This is a genomic window from Lacicoccus kunmingensis DSM 17847 (genome assembly GCF_059568765.1).
This window is the reverse complement of record NZ_JCANUC010000017.1, coordinates 45,152-70,026: the sequence shown is the minus strand read 5'-3', so window position 1 is coordinate 70,026 and position 24,875 is coordinate 45,152. Positions and strand designations below refer to the sequence as shown.

The following is a 24,875-nucleotide window of genomic DNA, read 5'->3' as shown; positions in this document are numbered from 1 at the left end:
TCAGTGCACCAAGCTTAATTGATTTTTCTGCATTGAAAATGGCGTTGTGATCGTATTGATTTAGCTGTTTCACTCGTTGGTTTGACGAGCCCCATGGTTCATCAAGTAAATATCGGTGATTATTATCCGAGTCGATATAATAATCTTTGCGATGGTTGGACGGATTAGAATGATAAAATAAATTCAAATCCTTTTCCTTCATCCACCCTTGGGAAGGTCCGTCGAATCCATCAAGTACACGATAATAAGTGGTGCCATCATAATCTGCTTGGTGGTCGATAAATAAAGTCTTATTTAGAAAATTTTGAGCGGATACAGACTCTCCGCGGCTGATTGAACTGTAGAAGCCTGAGTTATTACTATTTTTAATTTTAGAAGCAAATTGTGCATCTGAGTATACTGGAACAGAAGCATCCTTGATTTGAGTGGATTTACTCATTACACTAGTGTTTTCTTCCTTCTTATCAAGTGAGTCTGTGGTTAATGTATTATTATGTTTTTTGTTTTCAGTTTCTAGACTGTCTGAATGAATACTTCCTTTATCTTGTAGTTCATCTAAGTTTTTGTTTTGATCATTATCATTACCAGTTTCTATATTCTTTTTTTCGAAATTTGCTTCATTCTCCACCAGTATCTCGTCAATATCAGTATCTAATAATTGTTTTTCCTGATTATAATTAGGTTCAGTCCTTTCAGAATTATTTTCTAAAGATGATTCTTGGTCAATTGATTCTTTTACAGAATTTGAATAACCATTTTCAGAATCGATTTCTTTACTATCATTATCTAATAACAGTTCTTCCTGACCAGAATTAGTTTCATCATTTTCAGAATTGTTTTCTGAAGGTAATTCTTGGTCGATCGATTCTTTTACAGAATTTGATTCAGTGTTTTCTGTATCTAAATCCTTTTCTAAATCCTCATTATGTATTTCTTTATTTTCGATGCTTTCACTGGGAGGTATTACTTCTTTATCTTCAGTTAAGGGTTGTTCTTCAGTTTCAGCTGAAAGATTTTCTTCTAATTCAAAATCAGGTGATTCTGAATCTATAGTTTGTTTCTGATTAGTAGGACGTTCACTCTGAACCTGATTTTCTTGTTCAGTAGAAGAAATTTCATAAAAATCTTCGTCGAAAATATTTTGTTGCTCATAATCATTATGTTCACTTTCATTCGCTGAGACAAGCATGGTTGATGCAAATAGGCTTGTCATAACAAGAGACGGAACGAATAACCGGTATTTATATTTCATATATTCAATATTTCTCCCTTACTAGTTGATAAGTATATTATATAAAAAATTTGTATATTTTGTTTGAAACTGTTAAAAAGTAATATGTTTGTAATATTATCATGAATGATTCGACTTCTGAGATAGTGAAAAATGTTTATAATAGAAATTCATAATAACAACTTCTAGTGACATTGCAAAAAAATAGTTCTATAATAAATTATTGAGTAGTGCAGTAGGTTATACTATAGTTGTTTGGAATCGAGGCATTAAGATGTTACCACACTTATATATATTAAAAGAACAATGGGACAATAGAAAATTAATTATTACCTTAAATAAATATAATTTAAAATCAGCATATGCCAATCACTACCTAGGTCTACTTTGGATTATAATTATGCCAATTATTCAAGTGGTGTTATATTACATAGTCTTTGGCTTGGGTTTACGTGGTGAACGTGGAGATGTGGGAGGACTCCCATTTATCGTACACTTAATATCAGGATTGTTTCCTTGGATGTTTTTATCAGGAGCAGTAAATTCAGCAGCTGGTGCAATTCAATCACAAATAGGGTTGGTTACGAAGATGAAATTCCCGTCAAGTATATTACTTACAGTAAATATCGCAGGGGGTATAAGAGGGTTGTTAATTACTACTGGTATTTTAGTAGTAATATCATTATTCAATGGATATTCTTCACCGATGAACTATCTTGTTTTTATCTATTTTTTGATAGCTTCAGTCTCATTGATATTTAGTCTAGGCTTAATAATGTCTACTTTGACTATTATTATCAGAGACTTAAAAAATGTTTTTCAAAACGTAATGAGGATGTTCTTTTTTATCAGTCCAATTTTTTGGTCATTAGAAGAGGCAAATACTTTATTGCAGAATATTGCGACTTACAACCCTTTTGCTTACTTGATTATGACTTATAGAACAGCGTTTGTTTTAGAAACGGGAGTGTTTTATGGAGATGTTTTTGACCACTTCTACTTTTGGGCTCTAACACTCTTCTTATTTTATATAGGAGTCCACATTCACTATAGATTTAGAAAAACTATTGTAGATTATATATAAATTGAATGCATTTTAAACGATATAGGAAAGAGACAATATAAATATATCAAAATCTCATTTTAAGAGTAGAGGTGACGGTAAGATGACCTATAAAGTCAAAGTTAAGGATGTCGCAAAAGTATACGATTTAAATAGAGGTAAGATATCTAAAGTGATATCACTTTTTACTTTTGGATATTTATATAAAGGAAAGCCTTTTTTTGCTTTAAGGGATATTAATTTTGAAGTAGACGCTGGGGATTCGGTTGGTATCATTGGATTAAATGGTTCTGGTAAATCAACCTTGTCAGATATAATAGCAGAAGTGAACCAACCTACTTCAGGTGTAATTGATATTCGTGGAAAAAGCTCATTAATCGCGGTAAACGCTGGATTAAATCAGGAATTAAACGGATATGAAAACATAAGAATGAAATGTGTAATGCATGGCTTGACTGAAAAGAAAATAGATGAAAGATTTGACGATATCGTAGAATTTAGTGAATTGGATGAGTTTTTGGAACAACCTATAAAAAACTATTCCAGTGGTATGAAATCTAAGCTTGGATTTGCAATTGCGATTCATACAGATCCGGATGTTCTAATAGTAGATGAAGCACTATCTGTGGGGGATGAAACATTCGTAGAGAAATGTTTTGCTAAGATACAAGAATTTCAGGAACAAGGTAAAACAATCTTTTTTGTTTCACACTCCACTAGTCAGGTAAGTAAATGGTGTAATAAAGCCGTATGGATTCAATTTGGACAAATGCAGAAATTCGACGATGTTGAACCAGTTATAGAGAATTACAATGAATTTATAAATCAATTTAAGTTACTAACTAAAGATGAACAAAAACAGTACAAAGAAAAAATGCATCAACAACAAAGAGAACAAGGTGATGCGGTAAATATAGAAAAAAATAAATTATCTATATCAAATATCATGATAGGTTTTTCATTGTTTCTATTATTTGTAGGAAGTGTCATTGGTCAAACACTTAATTGGTAGTTTAGATTTTAAATAGACTGTACTGAATAGACTAGCTATAATCTCTTATGGCGTTTAACACTTTAAGACAGTTTGATATTATCTGTCATAGAAAAATTTTAACAGTAACCACAACATCTCGTATGTATTTATTAAAAACGATGTATGGGCAGATGGAATTGTGTGTATTTTCATATTAAATCTGAATTTATTATAACCTTGAGAATTTTTTGTCCTGATTGAATAATAGTTTATGATATTATTTTAATTTATTGTTATTGCAATTATTAAATGAGGAATGATCAATTTATGGATTTTACTATTTTAAAAACAATACTCTTAGAAGAATTAAAAGATTTAAAGCCTAATAAATATAAGGAAAGCAATCAAAGTACATTAGAATTGGCTATATCTTATGTTAAAGGCATTGACGGTTGTGATGCCTCTAAAATAAGTAAAAAAAAGATTGAGATGTTTTATAATGAAAGTTTATTTGCCTCAATCAGCGGTCAAAGAGCATCAACCTCAACAGAAAAGGGATTAAAGATATCTAATGATAAATTTGAAACAGAAAAATATTTATCGTCTAAAAATATTAAGACGACTGCCTCAACAATATTTAAGATAGATGAATATGATCGTGCAAAACGTTATATAGAAGGCCAAGACAAATTAATGGCTGTAAAACCAACAAACTTGAATGCAGGGCGGGGGATTACTTTAAATGTAGATATTGAAAATTTAAACTTTGCCTGGTCAGTTGCTAAAAAAGCCTATAGAAATATGAAGTTAGAAAAAAATTTGATGATTCAACCTATGGCTAATGGGATTGAGTCACGCTTCTTGGTAATTGAGGGAAAGTTCAACTCTGCTATTTTAAGAGTTCCAGCCAATATCATTGGTGATGGAAAGCATACGATAAAAGAATTAATTGATCAAAAAAATAAAGAGAGATTAGCAAATCCACATTTAAAAAATTTACCGATAAAGCTAAATGATACTTTAAAATATAATCTAGATAAAATGGGGTTTCAATACAATGACATAGTAGATAGTGATAGAGTATTGTTTTTGCACAATTCTTCTAATATTTCTTTAGGTGGAGATAGTTACGAAATAAGTCATCTTGTGAGTAATAGATTAAAAAAGCTGGCAGAGGATGCTGTTGAAGCTATACCTGGGTTAAACACTGGAGGAGTAGATATACTTTATAGTGAATTTGATGATAAAAATGCTACTGTGTTAGAAGTGACCCCAAATGCTAATTTAAGGATGCATCATTATCCATGGAAGGGAAAACCGAAAAAATCTATTTTTGATCTTATAGATCAATTATTGGCTGATTATAAAAAAAGTATTCAATAAATTTGTGAAAACAAATAATTTTTACTATCTCCGATATTCTTCAGTATATAAATTTAATCCATAATTATCTATTAATATTACCTTTTTTTCAAAATTATACTAATGTAATATACACTTGAACTTTATATGTGTTAAAACCGAGTAAATCATTAGAATTCACTCGGTTTTGTTCTGTGTATATATATTAAAAACTCATAAATAAGAGAGCTTCTTTTCTTTATTTGTTTATTATTTTTAATAAAAACACTAAACTCTTCTTCGCTCATATCAACAATAAGTTGAACAGCATAATTATATAATTCTTCCTGTTTTAAATATTTTTCAGTCTTAATTTCTTCAGGAAGAAAAACTTCATAGCCAGCATAACCTTCTGGAAATTTATATGGATTCCCTATTAAACCTGTAAAAACCTTTTTCTGTATAATGACATCTAGCATCCACATATTTGCTGTTGAAGGTATTTCTACATAATCAATGTTATCTATACTTACATCTGAATAACTATCGGAGGTATACTCATAAGTTTGAGAAAATCTTGAATTAACTTCCTCATTGGTGAGATTCACCCTGATTCTATATTTAGCCGGCTCATCCAGTTGGAACGCAAAATATCTCTCAGTAGTCGGTTCAGAGGATTTAAATGGTTTTCCATTTTTGTATAATTCATAAATATACTCTCTTTCTTCTACATGATTGATATAAACTGAGAGAATATTGCTTTTCAAAGATTCATCAAATAATAATTGATTATAATAATTATCAGAGGAAAACTTTCTTAAATCATCGTTGACTTTATTATAAAATTCAAGCGGTGCTTCTAATTTTTCATCTAAAACATCATTCTCTACAGTTAATATCAATTTTTGTTCAACGTTGTCTTCCAACGTTTTATATAATCCTTCTATAAAATCTTTATGTTCTTCCCTTTTGGGTAATATTTTTATAAAAATCACTTTATCATACTGCTTTAACAATCTTAGAAATGCATTCATATTTCTTTGCAGGGCTCTGAATTTCTCGATATTTGATAAAGTTCTATATTTCACTTCCTCATTCAAAAGCTCAAGAGAAGAAGTGTTATAGTACGAATGATTGAATTCAGAGACACTGTTCAACTCACTTAATAATTCCACAATCAATATTTCTGAATCAGAATTTTTCAGGTTGGAATATAGTAATTTATTAAGATCACGATATGCTACAGTAATTTCATTCAAATCAGTGGTGTTGATTTCTTTCATGGTTGTTTCATAAGGATCAGATAACAAAGAAAGGACGCTCTGTCCTTCAACTATATTGTTCACTTCAAAACGGAAGTTTTTAAACTCGGTCAGCTTTCTTGTGAATTTACTTCCGATTATATCAATTTTCATTAACATTGCACCTCGAAATTTAGTATCATTAATTTATAAATGATTCATATAATAGTATAATAATATTTGTATAACGACTAGAGGAGATTGACTATGTACTTTTTAAAGAAGAATGCTTTGAATGTCATCATATTGGTTTTAATCTTTGGCGTGATCGGTACACTGATTAATCTGGTGATTCCCGCCGGATCTTATGAGTACGAAGAATATTATACAACAGAAGGTGATGTTTCACCAAATACAAGTGGTGAATTGAATGCATTATTGAACGAGAATGTGAATAACCAGTCCATTGTAAAGACAGCGGAAATCACTCAGCAGCCTGATTCCAATATACTGCAGTTGAATATACATACTGACAACAGAAGCAATATTGATGCAGTAAAATCTCAGGCAGACAACATCATCAGTGAACAGGGATATTCAGTGTCCGGTACAAGTGGCGCTAACATTTATCAGATGGAAAATAATGCACTGAAAATATTCATAATCGTATTGTCACTATTCGTCGGTTTCATCATCGGCTTGGTAGTCTCCCTGTTGAACAGAAACATCTCTACAGATGAAGATTTTGAATATTACTTAGGTGAAAAGACTTTAGGAACTTTCTAGGAGGCTAAATATGCAACGCAGTCAAAGTAAGACATCAACGAATGAGATTTCTGAAAATACATTGAGTCATTTATATGAAACGGCCATAGTGATAAAAAACGGTGTGGAAGAAAGCAATTACAAATCTGTTTTGTTCAGCTCAATCGATAACAGGGAGGCGACAATCGAATCGGCCGTACATATCGGTTATTTACTGACACAGTTGAAGAAGAAAGTATTGCTTGTCAATCTGGATCATCATAATTCAGGATGTATTAACGAATATTTGCAGACAGAGAAGAAAGCAGCACTGATATCGCAATTGGAAAATTCAGCGTATATCAGCGAGGCGATTACACGTACTCAGTATGATGATCTGGACACAATAGGTATCGAAGAAATTGATGAGGATGAGTTTGCGACCACTGTAAACCAGTATGATTTGAAGAGTAAACTGGAGCCGTTGACAAATTATTATGATCTTTTGATAGTCGTCGGGCCGGAAATGAAGTCGTTCAATTATTATGCCAATATATATGAGTTGTCAGACAGCGCGATTACCATAGTAAACAGCAAGAATAATGACAAAAAGTTATTGAAGAAACATATTGACAAATTTAAGGTGTTCAATATAAGAAGTTTTGGTATACTAAGAAAAGATAATTAAAATTATACTCTATGAAAGTAAGGTGTCCTTTTAAATGAAGTTAACAACGATTGGGTTAGGTTATATTGGTTTACCAACATCTATCATGTTCGCAAAACATGGTGTGGAAGTAGTTGGAGTGGATATTAAACAGGAAGCAGTGGATATGCTGAATGACGGACAAATCCACATTGAAGAACCGGGTCTGCAGGCAGCGTTTGAGCAGGTGCTTGCAACAGGTAAATTCAAAGCTTCCACTAAAGCTGAAGAGGCGGATGCTTATATCATTGCAGTACCGACTCCGAACAAGGAAGATGAATTTAAATCATGTGACATTTCAATCGTAATGTCAGGCGTGGAAAGTATCGTGCCGTTACTTAAAAAAGGTGACACTGTTATTGTCGAGTCGACGATTGCACCGAGAACGATGGATGACCATGTCGCCCCATATCTTGAAAAGCAAGGTTTTAAAATTGGTGAAGACATTTACCTGGTTCACTGCCCGGAGCGTGTGTTACCTGGTAAAATCATGGAAGAGCTTATTAACAACAACCGTATCATCGGTGGTATGACACCGGCCTGTGTTGAAGCGGGTAAGAAAGTATACGGCACATTTGTAAAAGGCGAAATGATTGAAACTAAAGCGAAGACGGCGGAAATGTCCAAACTTATGGAGAATACATATAGAGATGTGAACATTGCACTGGCAAATGAACTCGCAAAAATTTGTAATCACCTTGACATCAATGTTCATGAAGTCATTGAAATGGCAAACAAACATCCACGTGTCAACGTACATACACCGGGACCAGGTGTCGGCGGACACTGCCTGGCAGTTGATCCGTATTTCATCATTTCAGAAGCACCTGAACAGTCCCCATTAATTCAGCTTGCACGTAACATCAACGTATCAATGCCTGAATATGTCGTGGATTATACTAAATTCATTTTGGATAAATTAGGTGGCAAAAAAGTGACTGTATTTGGTCTGACATATAAAGGAGATGTCGATGACATCCGTGAGTCTCCGGCATTTGATATATATGAATTACTCAGAAAAGAAGAAGGTATAGAAGTGAATGCCTTTGATCCACATGTTAAGATGGACTTCGTAGAGAAAAACTTGGAAGAAGCGGTCCAGGATTCTTCTCTGGTACTCGTCCTGAGCGATCACAGTGAATTCAAAATGCTAACGGATTCAAACTTTGAGACGATGAAAGACAAAGTGATCTTTGATACGAAAAATGTCATGGGTGACGGTTTTAACGAAGTTAAGTATTATAAGTACGGTAATATACAAAAGCTTTAATTTATTATACCGGATAGCCAAGCTATTCGGTATCTATTATAATGACGGAATTTTTAGGAGTATATATGGAAACACTCAAAAAGTTAAGCTATCCGAAACAGTACATCTTAATAGAAGATGAAAAGAAAAAGATTTATAAAAATCTTAATAATAGTGAGAATGTCAAAGCTGCAGATGAATATTTATATGGTGTAATCACGGTCATTCAAGAAGAAGAAATAGATGGGGAGATATATTCAGAAATTCAATATGATGACCAAAAATTAGGTTGGATTTCATTATCAGACTCTTTACAAATTTTTCGTTTTGAAAAAGAAGTTTTCCGTTTTATAGAAGAAGATTTTGAAGTTGCTTCCATAAACAGGAAAATGGAGTTGGAAAAGGATTTTAAAGCCCATTTCGCAAATAGATTACTGAATATAAAATCTGAGATATACTACGAGGGTGATTGGCTATATGGCGTATTTATCAAAGAGAAGTTTTTCGGCTTTCATCCAAAAAAAAATTTTGAAAAAATGATTCAGTGTAATATTGAATTAACTAAAGAAGAAATTATAGGGCTAGAGCTATTTAAAAATAGTGATATGAAAAAAACCGTTACAGAAGAGCTGTATTTTGAAGATCCACAAATCATATTAATCTTTAAAAATAATAAATTGGGAAGGATTAAAATCAACAAAAAAGATTTTTATTGGATTTCTTTAAATGGGTTGGAAGATAGAATCGGCAATTTGACTGAAAACATCAAAGAAAGATCATTGGAGCAAAAATATATCGATGATATTTTTTACAGTGTTGATTTAGAGAGGCGTAAAAGCAAAGAGATTGTTAAAACAGTCCTCTCAGCAAAGTCTTACATTGAGGCCAGGGATAGTGGACTATTAAATAAACATACAGAAACACATGAAGATAATGATGATTCTGATGAAAGAGTAAAATATTTAAAAAAAGAGCTAGCCAGCTTGAAAAAAGAGAATGCAAAAATATTAAAAGAACTTAGATTAAGCAACCAGAGATTGGAACAAAAAAAGGATTACAACGACCGTCTTGAACAACAGAAAGATAAATACAAATCAAGAATGAATGTAGTGGAAGATAAATTAAGAAAACTGAATCAGAAATTGAATGATGGTCAGTGAGCGTAAGCAAAAAACTGGAGGAAGAAAATGGATAGTAATCAATTGAATAAACTGGAAGAAAATCTATCCAGATACAGAAGCGAAATGGATAAAAACTTTGCTGCAACACTTAATGAAATGATCAATGATTTGGATCCAACAATAAATGCAAATGAATATAGTAAAAATTATTCACAAAGAGTTAAATCCGACCCCTTCTATTACTTGAAATTTCAGGATATGGGCAGGGAAAAAGCTTTAGAGAAATATCAGAACTCGATTGAAAATATTATTATGAGCACCGGCAGTCGATACTTTACTCCGTTGGATTATAACATTGGAATTATTGCAGACGAGTTTCTGTACAATTCTTTTAAAGATGTAGCAAATATAGAGTATATATCATGGAATGAAACAGAAGTGAAAAACTTTGATTTTGTCATATTTGCTACGACGTGGAAAGGAATTGACAACTCCTGGGAAGGAGTGGCCCATCCAAGCAATGAAAAACGGGACCGTTTGATTGAATTAATCGAAGCTTATAATAAAGAGGGTGTTCCGACAGTATTCTATTCCAAAGAAGATCCAGTCAATTTTCATCTTTTTAAATCTATGGCCTTACATTGTAAATATATTTTTACAAGCGCGCTTGAGAGCGTCAAAAATTATATAGAATATACAGGCAATAAGAATGTTAATGTACTACAGTTTGGTATTAACCCCTACATTCATAATCCGGTGGGGTCCAGAGGAGAAGCTGCTGAGCAATTTAAGAACGATATACTTTTTGCAGGAAGTTGGTTATCAAAATACCCGGTCAGAATGAATGAGACTCAAAAATTATTCGATGCCATCAAATCGACAAATGCACCATTCACAATAATAGACAGGAATTTAAGACTGGAAAATCCCAGATATCAATTCCCTTCAAAATATCTTGAAAATTTAGCGCCTCCTGTAATTCACGATAAATTGATGAAATTACATAAAGTGCTGCGTTGGAGTATCAATATGAACTCTGTCAAATACTCTGAAACGATGTTCGCTAACAGGGTATATGAATTACAGGCATTTGGAAATATCTTGTTGTCGAACTACAACACAGGTATCAATAATATGTTTCCAAATATACGGATTGTCAATACTGCTTCGGATTTTAACCTTATATACAGAACAAATGAAAAAGATTTGAGAGAATTGCAGGCTAAAGGGATTAGGAATGTTTTTAAAGAACATACCACTTTCAATAGAATTCAACAAATCGGCTCTACACTGGGATTAAAACCTACTGATGAAAATGATTCAATATTGGTGGTATTAAAAAATAATCACATTAATAATATAGGCAGTTTTAACCGTCAAATATATAAGAACAAAACCATGATTCTCATGAATGAACTTTCCGATACCGATATAGATCAGTTTGCCTACATTACTTTCTTTGATGAAGATTATTTATACGAAGAATATTATCTCGAAGATATGGTTACAGCTTTTAAGTATACGGATGTTGATTTTGTAACAAAAAATGATGGATATGAATCACATAACTATATAGATAACGTACAGGATAATTTTAAAACGATGTTTCATGCTGATTCTTATGAAACTTTTGATACAACTGACGAGATGAGTAATGGTTACAATTTGGATGATGTGGAGTTAGTAAACGCTAACAACGATGGAGCTCCGCTTAATATACAGAAGAAAGAACTGAGTGTAATAGTACCCATCCACAATAATGGAACATACTTGGAAGAGAAATGCTTTGCAAGTTTAAAACGATCCAGCAGTTTCAATAAGATGGAAATTATTTTTGTAAATGATGGCAGCACCGACGAAACTACAGTTAAAATAATAGAACGATTAAGAAGAAGACACCCGGATATCGTCTACATTGAAAATGAAGCAGGCTCAGGCAGTGCCTCCAAACCAAGGAACCAGGGTGTCAGAGCTGCAACAACGGATTATATCACTTATCTGGATCCGGATAATGAGGCAATTGGTGATGGTTATCATAACTTATTAGATTCAATAAAGAATAATGATGTAGATATGGTAGTTGGAAATATTATTAAAGAAGATAGTGATAGAAGAAATGCAGGAAAATACACGGATATTTTAAAAAGAAATAATGATGGCAAATCGCTGGTAACCGACCCGAAAGAATTCCTTATACGTTCAGAGTTGAGAGTACAAAGTATTCAAGCATTAATTGTAAGAAAATCTGTGATCATAGATAACGATATAAAAATGGTTGAAGGGGCTGCTGGGCAGGATACGATGTTTTATCAGGAATTAGTGCTCAATTCGAAAAGTTTACTTGGAGTAAGTAAGACTATTCATGTATATTACGCTGCTGTGAGTGGAAGTGTAACAAACACTGTTTCTCCTAAATTCTTTAACAAATATTTGAAATTGGAAAAAGAACGACTTCCATATCTAGAGAGGTATGGTTTAGTAGATGTATACTTGAATGTACGATTCAATTCTTATGTGAGACAATGGTATCTGACCCGGTTAAACAGGGTGCCTGATGAGAACAGGATTGAATCTATAAAAATATTCCTTGAGATTTTAAAACTTTACGATAAATACTCCCCTCGATACGACGAAGATTTGAAATATAGTATCGAAGAGTTGAAAAGTGAAATTTCACAGGAAGATAGTGTTCTAGGGGGAAGTTATGAATTTTAAAAAGTTTGAAATTCATCTTTTTAACAATAATTTAAATAGTTTTTTTTATATATTGATAAAAGAAAAGGAAACAATAAATATTTACAGTAATACAAATCTGCAGGAAATCACGTATAGATCATCCGATCTGAATTTTCAACTGGTTAAAGTCAGACGAATTTTAGCATTGGGCGAAGACCATTTTTATGAAATCGAGAAAAATGATAAGAAGTTAGGCTATTTTTCTCCTAAAGACAGCATCATGTTGTTCCCCAAAAAAAGGGAGCAGGTGAAGATTCTTGAAAATAGTATATTAAAAAATGAGTTTAATGAGGCAATGAATATACACTTAGAAGATAATTCAGTCATACATGAAGGTAAGATAGTGTATTCTACATTCTATTCTTTTTTTAACGACGTAGTGTATGAAGGGCTGATCTATCAAAATTCATTATTAGGTTTCTTTCCACCGCAAGAGTTGGATCATTTGTATAAATACGAAACGGAGTTCAGTTTAAAAAGAAGATGCCAAACTTTTATGGATGCAAATTTGAATAAACCATTCAAAGAGATCCAGGATATGGATAAGACTTTCAATTCCAAATATATTTTAACTAAAGAAAGAAAAATCCGTTTTCACTTGGGTGGCAAAGATATTTGGATAGATGAAGATAATGTTGATATATCCTATGCGATTGAAGATCATTTCCCCACCACGCTCCAAGAATGTTTAATAACATCACTTTTTTTTACACTTGATAATAAACTGAACGATTATCATAAATATTATCAACAATTATTGAAAAAGAGATGAGGTGTTTATCGTGAATCTGAAAATCTATAAAAAGAACTTTGAAAAAGTTGCTGAAAAAAATATATATGATAATATGCACGGTGATATTATTGAAAAATACTTCCCTTTTAACTTTGCAGAAAAAAGCAGTTTATCCGTTGATAAGGGTCTTTTTTATAATAATAGAAAAGAAATTGATATTGAGAGTTCAAAGGGTGGTTTATTAATCCAAGCATCTCCTCATTCACATAAACAAGTTTATGTGTCTTATATGACATTAGATAATAATTTTAATGAAATACCTGCCAACCCACTGATTAAACGTACTTCTGACATGAATTATTATTTAAGTCTAAACTATGAAGAAAATGGCATATCAATAAGACCGTTTTTGGTATTTTATAACCAAGTTGAAAAAACACGTTTACATGAGATAATCGAAAATTCAACCAAAATCATATTTAGAAATGGTGAAGAAAGTTGTAGATTAACTTTCAAATTGGAGAATGTAGGAAAAGCAAAACTCAAGAATATTATGTTACATTCTCTAAAGGCAGGTGATAGTTCTGATTAACGAATACGTAACAAATTTGATCAACAAGAATTTGGATATATTCAGAGATAAGACCTTTCTTTTTTTAGAAGAGGAAAACCAATTCATTTACTCTGATATTTCGAGTAAAGCAGTGAGTGGCTTATCTCAGTCTCTCCACCAAAAAATTATAAAATCACATCAAATAACAGTAAAAAACGGAATATATTATCATAAAATAGAAATGCCCACTGGCGAATTAGGTTATACATCTTTAGATGATTCCATAAGGTTATACAGGTTGCCCAATTTGTTTGCGAAAATTAAATCAGCCGATATCGATGCATCAATTCAATTCCAAGAAAACATTAATCTCACTGAATATGATGACAAGCTGTTGAAAATATACTACGCATTCAAACAGCATGACAAATTACATCTTATAATCAATAAAATTGGTGCCAAAACTTTAGGACTTGTAGTTAACATTTCAGATGTGAATTTTTTGAACAATGAATTTGAGGATATACAAGTAACCCTGATGCCTGGATCCAAATTATATAAAACAAGCCAATTTAATGAAGAAGTATTGACAATCCAGAAAGAAGCAGAGGTAAAAATCATCAGCTATCTGGAAGGTACCGACAAATACAGAATAAGGTATAAAGGCACGAATTATTGGGTTGAGTATGATCATTTTCCTATAGATGAAAAGATTGTGGTTGGGAAACTGATTGAAGAATTATCAGGCAATGAAGAGGCACTGGAGTTATTGGATAATGTAAGATCCATTAACGACAATATCCATAATTTGAAAGACATAGAGAGAGAGTATGAAAACTTTAAAAATTCTGTATATAAAAATCTTAGATTCGACAATGATTTTTCTATGCTTGTCCATAAAGATAACGGGTGATTAAATGAAATTAGGTAAGTTTTTTGATTATAATTTTAAAGGTATTTCATCTTTATATGATATACCGATTATTAAAATGAATGCTTTCTTGAATAATCTTAATATTTACACTTTGGAAAAGACTATTTTTTCAAAGGAATTAAATCTGTTAAACATTAAATCCGACGAGCTTGAGACTTCATCTGCTCTGATGCTATTGAGCGAGCCTTCTGACCAAACTGTGGAAGAAGAGGATTTACAGTCATTTCTGGAAGAATATCGTCAGTCTTGTGAATTGGCTTCAGAATATAATGTTCAGATGGTACATATAATTACTAATAAAAAATGGTTTGATCTTTTTCGAGAGACTATTAAAAAGTATGAAGTTCGAGTGTATACAGGACCTGTTGATTATTCAGAGTTGAAGGACGGATTATCAAAGTACGAAACACTTTCTATTAATGATTTTCTTTTACCGTCAGCATTAGTAAATTATTCAAATACTATTCATAACAACATTCTGATAGATTTGCGAACAATTGGTGAAAACAAAGGTGATGGCGGAAGTTACTCGTTAAACTTAAATAATATTCTAAAGAGATTAAAAGAGTTTGATCAAAGTTATATACTTATCAATGACAAATCCAATTTGATGGAATTTAATGATCCGGATATCCATGTGATCAAGGAGTCGGACTTCAAACTCAGTGACTATGACTTCAGTTATGTCTATGTTTATCATAATCAGCCATACCAGCATGATCCGATTAAAACCATCTTGATGTATGCTGCTAATTCTAAAGTGGTATTCACAAATTATAATTATATCGTCAACAATATATTGCCTTCCGTGATTTTAAGCTTCAATAATAAACTGAATATCATTGAACCTTTGGAACACAGCGTTGCATTTGATATTTTGAATGAAAATAGAAATAAAGTGATGTTTAACTACACATTCATCAATGTTTTAGAGGATATTTTAAAAGATTTAACAGATGAAACGATAATAGTGCCCACAGAGTTGACGGATACAAATGAATACTTTGACGATCAGATTTATATCAGGCAGGGTGATACTTCAAATTATATATGTAAATTTGATGATAATCTGCACAACTTGGAAGAAACTTTAATGTTTCCTATTGTTTTTTTAGGTAAAGAGACCGTGAGCTATAATAATAGTTACATAAAATCCAGTAATGACACACCTTATGTAATACCGATATATCAAAGGGAACAGAATATCAGTAACAACCCCAATCTATCGGTTATCATACCCATCCATAATAATGGGGTATATCTGAAATATAAATGCTTTTTAAGTATGTTAAAGTTATCGATTTTCAGTGATATAGAAATTATTTTTGTAGATGATGGGAGCAGCGACAAAGTAACCCGAAGAATCATTGATGAATTATTGTATAATTATCCTCAAATTGTATACAAACGCTTTGAAAAAGGATCAGGCAGTGCTTCCAGACCAAGAAATGAAGGAATGAAGATTGCCAGTAGTAACTTAATAAGTTTTCTGGATCCAGATAATGAAGCGATTGATGATGGCTTCAGTAAGTTGCTGAAAGAAAAATTAAGTGATTATTCTTTGGATATGGTTGTTGGGAATATTGTACGTGAAGATAATTTTAGACGGAACGAAATCAATTATTTTAGGAAAGTTTCTTCCAAAGTAGAAAATGATGTGATTGAAGATACAAGAAGTGCTTTAATTGAGAGCAAGTTGACAGTACAAAGTATTCAGGCATTAATAGTAAATAAATCAGTTATTGAAGAGAATAATTTGAGCATGGTAGAAGGTGCAGCAGGTCAGGACACTTTATTTTATCAGCAGTTATTTTTAAAGTGTAGGAAAGTAAAAGTTATAAATCATAATATCCATTCTTATTATGCATATGTAGAAGGATCGGTGACGAACACAGTCAGCAGTCGATTCTTTGATAAATTTTATAAGGTGGAAAAAGAAAGGATCGAATTTTTAGAGGATGAAGACTTGATTCATTACTACATGGAAATCAAGTTCAATAGTTATTTCAGAAGTTGGTATTTATTCAAATATCATCAGATTAACGATGAGGTTGAAAAAGCTAAAGCGAATGATATTCTAAAAAAAATCATAGCTTTATACTTGCCTTATAGAAATTATATTAATTATGATCTGGTGAAAGGATTTTTGTGACGCATCTGTGATTCAGTCCAATGATGATTGTGTCTCTGGAAGAAAATAGAAAATGGGCAAGCGAGGGGTGATAGTGATGAAAAAAATACAAATGTATCCTTATGGGTTCGTTTTCTCCAAAAACATGTTAGAAAATGCGCCTGATAATTTTAGAAAAATTCAAGTAAATGATGATTATTTCTTTTATTATGACTGGATTTTGGAAGCTGATCATAAACAAATAAATGGGAAATTCATAATAATTTACGGTCACTATACTTATGCACATCCTGAACATTCATTCAGCAACCAAAAATTGATAGAAATACTGTTCGAGAAATACTTCGTAGATTATAGTGAATTTTTAAATATGTTAGATTATTTGGGAGGCAGGTATGTAATCATAGTGGGTGATGGTCACAATATCAATTTTTATAATGATGCAGCAGGCACCAGAAGCATATATTACTCATTGGATAATGATATTGTAAGTTCACATGTCAAACTGATAGCTGATAATCAGGAGACCAGTAAAGATAATTTAGTAGCTCAGTTTAAAAATTTGCCGAAAATCAGTACTAGAACACCTTATGATAATGTGAATGGTTTGTTGCCCAACCATACATTGGAATTAAATAAAAAAGAAATAAAAAGATATTTTCCTAGAGAAGCAAATCCTTTTACTCATTTATCGACTAACGAAAAAGTTGTCTTATTTGAAAAGATAATCAGAAAACAATTAAATTATTATTTTGATAACTATCCTAATATTGTTCATTCTATAACTGGCGGTTATGATAGCCGATTATCATTTGCAATCAGTAAAGAGCATTTTGATAGAATTCGATTTTTTACATATACATTAAGTCAACAGAAGGTTAAGAAAAAGAACAACTTTTCAACAAGGTATGAAGAAGATAAAATTTTGGTAAATCAATTGATAGAACATTTACCAATTGATCATACATTTTTCTATTTAAGTGACAATAAAAAACAGGTCTCTGACGAACTGAATCATATTTTAGCGAGTAATACCATCGTCGAACATGGAAGAAAACTGATTCCGCATTATCTTGATTTTAGTAAGGATGATTATGCACTCCATATCAGGGGAAATGCCAGTGCAGTTTTAAAGTCCCCCTATCTTTCATTGAATGAAGAAAGAGATGAGTCATTTCTACTAAAGAAATTCATATCTAACTTGCGACTGAAAAAATCAGAAGAAGTTTCAAAAGAGCTGCTTACTTATTTAAAAAAAGAAATTAAAAAATATAATTATGATGGGAAGGTGGAAGGTTATCACGGACTTGATTTGGCATACTGGGAAATCAGAACAGGAAGATTTCATGCAGAGGTTTTTAATGAGAGTGACGTAGCCTTTGATTCTTTGAATCCAGTGAATCTGAGGGTTTTATATTGTATAGCGCTGTCGTTTGACTTAAAGGACAGAATAAATAATTATATTACTAAAGAATTGATAAATAGAAACCTTCCCATACTGAATTTTTATGGCATAAATCAACTCCAAAACATGTATGAAGAAAAGCAAAAAGAAGAGAGTCTTATGGAATTACCTGATTTTAAAGTGCCATCATTTAGTATTCATGATGATAATGACCAAAAGATACATGATGTGGCAAATTTCAATCATACCTTATATATTCCAAAAAATTATATAGAAGCTGGGAATTATGCTTCAATCCAATGGATATTCGATGAAGAAAAAGGATTTATCACTTTAGATCTGATTAATGCCTATTCTGTCAAAAAAGGGAAAAATTATTTAAAATATGAAATTTATAAGAACGAAAAATTAGTCTTATCAGAGGATATAGCTTTCTGGCAATACAACAACAACATTTCCATATTCAATCTTATAAAAGGGGATGTCTTAGAAATAAGAGTTGTTGCTTTAAAAACCACTGTATCTCAATCGTGGGAGCGGGCCTCTCGTTTAAAAATAAGCAATATTAAAGAGGTTTATACCGTGGAGAAATTTGATAGGGAGGTATTATGTACAAGTCCCTATTCAGTTATTGAGTAGATCATGAATATTTAAGTCAATATAAATAGGAGCCTAAAAATGACGGTGCAAAAATTTGATGTAAAAGAAGTAGATGTATTTAAACTATTAGAATACTCGGAGAGATCAAAGAAGTTATCAGATAAAGCATTGAATAATAAAATCGTACCTTTTCCCGGTTTTGATGAAACTGAATTCAATGAAGATATATGGTATGAAATAAAAAAAGAAAAGTATGGTCAAAGCTATACTTTGTATATTCACACTTTGAGAATTTGTGTCGAATTATTGTTGGAATATGAAAACTCTAACAGAAAAGAATATTATGATAAAGCCAAAGAGATTATTTTTTCATGGTTGAAATTTTCAGAGGAGCCAACTGATAACAAAATGATTTGGTATGATCATACAACTGCGAATCGAACTCAAGCTTTAATTCATTTTATTTTTATATCTGAAAATATTGGTGAGCAGTTGGATTATGAATTATTTAAAAATACTTTGCAGAAGCATGGCGAAGTATTAATGAATGATAAATTGCATAAACTGAATAATCATGGATTGATGATGGATAGATCTTTGATGGTCTTGGGCAATGTGTTAAATGATGATAATTACAAGCAAAAAGGAGTAGCTCGGGCATTAAACACCTTTTGGTTTAATTTCAGTCATAAAGGCGTACACTTGGAGAACTCACCGCAATACCATAATATGGTATTAAGAATGTACGAAGAAATTGAAATGTATTTAAACAACCGTGATGAGTCATTGGGTAATCATATTCTCGAGTATATGAAATTGGCCAAAGAGTATTCTGCATTGATAGTGCGTCCAAATAAGAAAATCACCAGTATTGGTGATACTGGCAACAGCTATAAGAAAATAAAGAAAAAGTATTCCAGCATTTATGATAGAGAAGCAGGAATATCAATCATCCAGCAAGAATCTCCGACCCCATTATTTTTGACATATATATGTGGTTATAGTACAAAAGTTCATAAACACAAAGATGATTTAAGCATAACCTTAAATTATAATAAAAAAGATTTCTTTGTGGACCCAGGTCCATATAACTATAGCAAGCATAAAATTAGAAAGTATATGATTTCCAAAGAAGCTCATAGCAGTTTCTACTTGAAAGAGTTCGATTACAATATTAAGGAAAGCAATAGATATACACGGAAAATTTCATTGGAACACTATTTTGAAAGCTCCGACTATTATATTGTTCGGGGATATAATGGGGATTATACAGGCAGCAGTGCGAAATTATCCAGAACTGTCATTGTTTTCAAAGATAGTAATCTTATCATACTGATTGATGATGTGGATACAAGCGTTAAGCATAAATTGAGATTTACCCAAAATTTCAATCTTGATAGAAATGTAAAGGTTGACAAACTTGAGAGTAAGATAAATCTTAATGTGGATGAAGAGACACTTTCCGTAAAACAATTTAACGATATAGATTCTTTCAAAGTGGTGAAAGGCGATAAAAATAAGCCGGTAGCATTAAATACCACCGGATTTGGTAAAGCGACTGAAACGAACCAATTGCAATTTGAATATGCGACCAATGAGGAAAGTGTATTTATGACAGCGATTTATGATGAAAAGCTAGTTGGGAATCTATACCTTTTAAGGGCAAATGATATCATAAATATCGCCTTTAATAATAAGAATTATACAGTTGCCCTCTAGATAATCCCCATGGAATTATAATAAAACAGGTTCTAATACCATAAATGGTATTAGAACCTGTTCTGATATTTTCATAAAGTCTTATCTTAAATTAATTGAAACATAATAAATTTGAAATTATATTAGGAATTTATTAACTTATCCCATAGGTTATGATTTTGATTAACAGTTTTGAAACCTAAATTTCTCTAATAGTAAGTAATGCCCCAGTAGTGCCTCCTAAACTGAAATCTTTATGGTTCACCACCACTTCGTCCTCATCTTCTATTGCACTCCCGATTCTGACAGAATAAGTTACTTTTTTATCCATTTTCGGTTTATCAATATAATAGAATGAGATATCTACAGGTATATTTTTACCTGGACAGTAAACTAATTTAGATGAAATGCAGGTCGATCCACGGAATAGAGCAACAACAACTCGTCCTTCATTATTAGACCGGTTGACATTACCTTCAAACTGACAATGGAACGCACTCATTTTTGAATAAGGTCTGACAGATATATACCCTAATTGAGCACCTTGTTTAAACTGTGGAACTTCAGAGAGTTGAAAACCGGTTTCAGTTCTTATCTCATCCTTGTTGCTTTTGGACCATACGCGTTTCTCTGAATCTCCAGGTATGATAGTACAGCTTTTTGTCAATTGGTTTCTTGTTCTATATGAATAGAAATTACCGCTCTTTACATTAATATAATTGTCTTTATCCAAGAAGTTTCTTATTTCTCCGGAATGATTGCTATTCACAAAATGAACGACATCATCTTCATTTTCTGGCCATATGAGGACATGGTTGTTTTCAAGTGAGATATCTTCCATGAATTTACCTGCGCTCCATTGATGATAGAAGAATTCTTTACGCATTCCTCTTGCTATGTTATTTCTTACCGTGATAAAACCCCTTTGATAAGTAGTCGGTGCATGGTTCAAAACGGCGATACCTATGAACCTTTGTGGTAAATCAGAAATAAAATTATCACCATCAAAGTTCAGAATTTCTCTATAATTTTCATTAAAATCGAGCTCTCCAGACATAGAAGGATGGATATATTCATTACCTTCAATCGTATGATTGCCACCAAACCATATTCCAACGCATTCTTCCATTTTCCCGATAAACTTATTATTTATAACTCTTTCGTTGGTTCCCCGAAGGAAAATACCTCGATAAGTATTGATGATTGTATTGTTGCTATACGTCATATGATCTGCCGGCCCATGACTACCAAAACCAAAGTTACGTGCTTTAGTTTCTCCCCAGTCACCTTCAGGATACCATGGGGCTTCTTTTGGTCGATTAGGTTCTCGGACCCCGCCACCGTAATTGATACATGAATCAACAGTACCCAATCTGCTAGGATAAGCATTACCAAAATCTCTCACACTGTCGAAATCCACGCCACGTCTGCATCCCCAGAACCAAGAGTTCTGTATCATAGAATGAGTTGAGTTTTGTATATTTACCCCATATCCAAGATAATTATTATTAGAATGACTTACACCGCACGATTCTATAAGAGTGTTATATGAACGTTCAATTTGAAACCCCATTCTTCTTGCATTATTAATAGTAACATTTCTAAAAATACAATCTATACCATACAAAACTCTTATCATTTCAAATTGACTGAAATTATGACTAGGAACCCAGTCAAATTCAACATTCTCAATTAAAACAGAAACTGGGTTAAATAAGTTAACTGTAACTTTTTCTTTTGCTGGACCACTCTCATCTTTGGTTACATGATAGCCGTCAAATAGTATATTCCTAAGTTCTATTTTAGATGATAAAGTACGTTCTACCACGTTTAATTCACCTTTAAAAGCTTGTGGGAATATATACGAAGTTTCTCCATCAACTTTCTTTGGCATTTCGGGAGTGAATTTTGCTTTTTTTGTTTCACCATTGTACTCTGTAACCGTTGCTGAGTAACCTTTATTTTCTCCATCTAATATTGTAAAGTGTCTGCCTGGTACATCTTCTGGTTTTGGATTGAAATTTTGAGGTAAAATTATTGTATCTTTTGTCCCATCAATCAATTTACCGATATTATAACCAACCCATCTATATGGCGGATTTGCAGGCGGTCTAGGGTCATGATACCAAGATTTAGTGGAACTTATTTCACATAATTGTCTTGTTTTTATATCATTCATATTATCTAATGAAATAAATTTAGAACCGGCTTTTTCATTGTTAATTAAAGTTTTTGAACTTCCAGCTGCTTCTCCAGAAAAATTTAAGGCTACTCCTTTTTTTACATCGAATAAAAATTTAGATTTTCCTGGTCCACTACCGCTGGATTGGATTTTTACAGATCTATTTCCGCCTTTAAATGCAAGTGTTTTAGTAATTCTATAGGTTTTACCTGGACTCAACATAACAGTGCCATTAACTTTTAAAGCTTTTTGAATAGCTTCTTCGACTGGCTTAGTGTCATCAGCTTTTCCATCACCTACAGCACCTAATTGATCAACCGCAAAAATATAATCTAAATAATTGTTCTTATTTTCCATTTTATCACTATTATTCAAAATATCACCTCTATGTAATTATAGTGAATTATAAACACTATATGAATATTTTAACCTATTTTATTATTTAAATATACTATCCATAGATTATGATACTATTAAAGAAATGATAAAAGTTTATATTAAATAAATATCAATGGAGGGAAAAGTTTGGAAGATAAAAAGGTTAAGAAATATAGAGATTGGTCAGAATTTCGAACGGATAATAGTGTAGGAATTATTACTACATTACTTAGTGAGCAATTTTTAGAATATTCTTTTAATGCTAAGCCGTTAACTTTTGAGAATTATGTAGAAGAAATTGAGTTGTATGATATAGATACTGTTTTTATAGACAATGAACTTTATGAAATTGACCATGCCTGGTATAAAAAAAGCAGGATAAATATTGTTAAATATTTAAATGAGAATAATATAAATTTAGTAGTATTAAAAAACACCACCCATCCTGTGAGTAAAGTGTTCAAGTATGCATTTCAATTGAATATAAATCCGCAGGCTGATAATTATTATGTTTCTAATAGCAGATTGAACGTTCCTATCGTGCTAGATATAGAAAAATATAATCCCATTAATTCTCAAAAAAATAAAGATATTATTTATTTTAATGTTGGGAAGTTAATAGCGTCAAAAGAAATTAAATCTTATAATAAAGAAACTGACCCTGACTTTTCAATAGTCTCTGAAGAAAGTTTAAGTAGAAAGATACTGTTGAAATTATTTAGTTTTATAAAAAAAGCTAAGATTTTATATATATGTGAGACGTCGAAAATAGATGAAATTGTTTTAAATTATATAGAGAAAATAGCGTTTCTAAATAGTACATACGTTATCTTTGATTACAGTTTTGGTTATAATCCTGAGCACGGATATAATTCGAAAGATGATAAAAATAACGTATCAAAACTGCGAATTTTAGTAAATAATAACACTTACAGTTTAAAACAAGCATTATATGGACAAAGGCAAGTAATGAAATCCAATACGTTTTTACTTAAGGAAAATCTATTTACTTTTCTTAAAAGTAAATCAGAAATAAAGATTAAACCGGAGATAAGTGTCATTACTTCAACTAATAGAAAAAACAAACTGAATTATTATCTCGATCAAATGAATAAACAAAAAGAAGTTACTTTGGAAATTAATTTAGTTACACATGGTTTTCAACTAACTCCTGAAGAACAAAAAGCATATCAAGAAAAATCTGTACATCCACTTAATATCATGTATGTCACTGCCAAGAAAACATTAGGTGAGTGCCTGAATAAGTGTTTAGATTCGAGTACAAAGCCAGTAATAGCAAAAGTAGATGATGATGATATGTATCTTGATTACTATCTTTTTGATCAATGGCTAGCCTTAATGTATAGTGACTCAGAAGTTGTTGGGAAGACAGATGGGTTTTACTATTTTGAAGCTGATGATATAGTGGCAAGAAGAAATATAGATAGATATTACACATTCGATACTTTTATCATGGGAGCAACTATTATGGCAAAAGCAGAAATAATTAAGAAATTGAAATTTAGTAATATCCCAAAGGCTGTTGATAGTGATTTTTTGAGAAAATTGAATGAAATTGGCGGGAAAGTTTATATCGGTCACCCATTCGAAATGTGCGTATACAGGGATGTTAATGTTGATAGTCATACGTGGAAAGTTGATGATTTAACAATGTTAAAATCAGCTGAAATTGTAAGTTTTGGTAATCCTGTTTCATATATTTCACTTAATCAAAATTCGTAGAATCTTATAATTTGTAGTGGCTTTGAGTGATAGATCTATATTTACTAATCTATTAGAAAAAACACATTCCTTCGACTGTTTTTGATTAATCTTCTGTTTAGCTATAGATTCGT

Annotated in this window: 18 protein-coding genes; 15 read left to right on the top strand and 3 right to left on the bottom strand. The window is 31.8% G+C overall.

Annotation, left to right across the window (positions count from 1 at the left end; genetic code table 11):
- On the bottom strand, nt 1-1,252 hold a 1,252-nt coding region (locus BO48_RS13620), incomplete at its 3' end, for a GW dipeptide domain-containing protein (protein ID WP_496368170.1).
- A gap of 253 nt (nt 1,253-1,505) precedes the next feature.
- Between BO48_RS13620 and BO48_RS13615 the strand changes: the two genes are divergently transcribed.
- From BO48_RS13615 to BO48_RS13605, 3 genes are all read left to right on the top strand, one after another.
- On the top strand, nt 1,506-2,315 hold the full coding sequence (locus BO48_RS13615) for an ABC transporter permease (protein ID WP_496368168.1): 810 nt from the start codon (nt 1,506-1,508) through the stop codon (nt 2,313-2,315).
- Nucleotides 2,316-2,397: 82 nt separating this feature from the next.
- Nucleotides 2,398-3,306: an ABC transporter ATP-binding protein gene (locus tag BO48_RS13610; protein WP_496368166.1), complete on the top strand. Its 909-nt coding sequence runs from the start codon at nt 2,398-2,400 to the stop codon at nt 3,304-3,306.
- Between the two features lie 288 nt (nt 3,307-3,594).
- On the top strand, nt 3,595-4,650 hold the full coding sequence (locus tag BO48_RS13605) for a hypothetical protein (protein ID WP_496368164.1): 1,056 nt from the start codon (nt 3,595-3,597) through the stop codon (nt 4,648-4,650).
- 149 nt (nt 4,651-4,799) lie between these two features.
- On the opposite strand, the gene BO48_RS13600 is transcribed toward BO48_RS13605, so the two are convergent.
- Nucleotides 4,800-6,023 (bottom strand): DUF6270 domain-containing protein, encoded by a 1,224-nt coding sequence (locus BO48_RS13600; RefSeq protein WP_496368162.1) that lies wholly within the window; start codon nt 6,021-6,023, stop codon nt 4,800-4,802.
- 93 nt (nt 6,024-6,116) lie between these two features.
- On the opposite strand from BO48_RS13600, the gene BO48_RS13595 reads away from it, so the two are divergent.
- From BO48_RS13595 to BO48_RS13545, 11 genes are all read left to right on the top strand, one after another.
- Nucleotides 6,117-6,635, top strand: a complete 519-nt coding sequence (locus BO48_RS13595) for a hypothetical protein (RefSeq protein ID WP_496368160.1) — start codon at nt 6,117-6,119, stop codon at nt 6,633-6,635.
- Nucleotides 6,636-6,645: 10 nt separating this feature from the next.
- A complete protein-coding gene (locus BO48_RS13590; protein ID WP_496368158.1) occupies nt 6,646-7,281 on the top strand; it encodes a ParA family protein in 636 nt (211 codons plus the stop codon).
- A gap of 34 nt (nt 7,282-7,315) precedes the next feature.
- Complete coding sequence (locus BO48_RS13585; protein ID WP_496368156.1) at nt 7,316-8,569, top strand: nucleotide sugar dehydrogenase; 1,254 nt, start codon at nt 7,316-7,318, stop codon at nt 8,567-8,569.
- Between the two features lie 65 nt (nt 8,570-8,634).
- Nucleotides 8,635-9,708, top strand: coding sequence for an SH3-like domain-containing protein (locus tag BO48_RS13580; RefSeq protein WP_496368155.1), 1,074 nt, complete (start codon nt 8,635-8,637; stop codon nt 9,706-9,708).
- Between the two features lie 27 nt (nt 9,709-9,735).
- Nucleotides 9,736-12,384 (top strand): glycosyltransferase, encoded by a 2,649-nt coding sequence (locus BO48_RS13575; protein WP_496368153.1) that lies wholly within the window; start codon nt 9,736-9,738, stop codon nt 12,382-12,384.
- On the top strand, nt 12,374-13,177 hold the full coding sequence (locus BO48_RS13570) for a hypothetical protein (protein ID WP_496368151.1): 804 nt from the start codon (nt 12,374-12,376) through the stop codon (nt 13,175-13,177). The genes BO48_RS13575 and BO48_RS13570 overlap by 11 nt, the downstream gene beginning before the upstream one ends.
- Nucleotides 13,178-13,187: 10 nt before the next feature.
- A complete protein-coding gene (locus tag BO48_RS13565) occupies nt 13,188-13,730 on the top strand; it encodes a hypothetical protein (protein ID WP_496368149.1) in 543 nt (180 codons plus the stop codon).
- A gap of 16 nt (nt 13,731-13,746) precedes the next feature.
- Complete coding sequence (locus tag BO48_RS13560; RefSeq protein ID WP_496368147.1) at nt 13,747-14,604, top strand: hypothetical protein; 858 nt, start codon at nt 13,747-13,749, stop codon at nt 14,602-14,604.
- A gap of 112 nt (nt 14,605-14,716) precedes the next feature.
- The gene (locus BO48_RS13555) at nt 14,717-16,777 is read left to right on the top strand and encodes a glycosyltransferase family 2 protein (protein WP_496368145.1); all 2,061 of its coding nucleotides are present in this window, start codon (nt 14,717-14,719) and stop codon (nt 16,775-16,777) included.
- A 76-nt stretch (nt 16,778-16,853) separates the two neighbouring features.
- The gene (locus BO48_RS13550; RefSeq protein WP_496368143.1) at nt 16,854-18,800 is read left to right on the top strand and encodes a hypothetical protein; all 1,947 of its coding nucleotides are present in this window, start codon (nt 16,854-16,856) and stop codon (nt 18,798-18,800) included.
- Between the two features lie 39 nt (nt 18,801-18,839).
- A complete protein-coding gene (locus BO48_RS13545; protein WP_496368141.1) occupies nt 18,840-20,480 on the top strand; it encodes a heparinase II/III domain-containing protein in 1,641 nt (546 codons plus the stop codon).
- 178 nt (nt 20,481-20,658) lie between these two features.
- On the opposite strand, the gene BO48_RS13540 is transcribed toward BO48_RS13545, so the two are convergent.
- The gene (locus BO48_RS13540) at nt 20,659-23,016 is read right to left on the bottom strand and encodes a hypothetical protein (protein WP_496368139.1); all 2,358 of its coding nucleotides are present in this window, start codon (nt 23,014-23,016) and stop codon (nt 20,659-20,661) included.
- A gap of 150 nt (nt 23,017-23,166) precedes the next feature.
- Between BO48_RS13540 and BO48_RS13535 the strand changes: the two genes are divergently transcribed.
- Nucleotides 23,167-24,762 carry a hypothetical protein gene (locus tag BO48_RS13535; RefSeq protein WP_496368137.1) on the top strand — a complete coding sequence of 532 codons (1,596 nt, stop codon included), beginning with the start codon at nt 23,167-23,169 and terminating at the stop codon, nt 24,760-24,762.
- Nucleotides 24,763-24,875 lie beyond the last annotated feature (113 nt).

Bases quoted from the DNA above. Each gene is read 5' to 3' on its own strand.
- BO48_RS13615 (WP_496368168.1), top strand. From the start codon at position 1,506: ATGTTACCACACTTATATATATTAAAAGAACAATGGGACAATAGAAAA.
- BO48_RS13610 (WP_496368166.1), top strand. From the start codon at position 2,398: ATGACCTATAAAGTCAAAGTTAAGGATGTCGCAAAAGTATACGATTTA.
- BO48_RS13605 (WP_496368164.1), top strand. From the start codon at position 3,595: ATGGATTTTACTATTTTAAAAACAATACTCTTAGAAGAATTAAAAGAT.
- BO48_RS13600 (WP_496368162.1), bottom strand. From the start codon at position 6,023: ATGAAAATTGATATAATCGGAAGTAAATTCACAAGAAAGCTGACCGAG.
- BO48_RS13595 (WP_496368160.1), top strand. From the start codon at position 6,117: ATGTACTTTTTAAAGAAGAATGCTTTGAATGTCATCATATTGGTTTTA.
- BO48_RS13590 (WP_496368158.1), top strand. From the start codon at position 6,646: ATGCAACGCAGTCAAAGTAAGACATCAACGAATGAGATTTCTGAAAAT.
- BO48_RS13585 (WP_496368156.1), top strand. From the start codon at position 7,316: ATGAAGTTAACAACGATTGGGTTAGGTTATATTGGTTTACCAACATCT.
- BO48_RS13580 (WP_496368155.1), top strand. From the start codon at position 8,635: ATGGAAACACTCAAAAAGTTAAGCTATCCGAAACAGTACATCTTAATA.
- BO48_RS13575 (WP_496368153.1), top strand. From the start codon at position 9,736: ATGGATAGTAATCAATTGAATAAACTGGAAGAAAATCTATCCAGATAC.
- BO48_RS13570 (WP_496368151.1), top strand. From the start codon at position 12,374: ATGAATTTTAAAAAGTTTGAAATTCATCTTTTTAACAATAATTTAAAT.
- BO48_RS13550 (WP_496368143.1), top strand. From the start codon at position 16,854: ATGAAAAAAATACAAATGTATCCTTATGGGTTCGTTTTCTCCAAAAAC.
- BO48_RS13545 (WP_496368141.1), top strand. From the start codon at position 18,840: ATGACGGTGCAAAAATTTGATGTAAAAGAAGTAGATGTATTTAAACTA.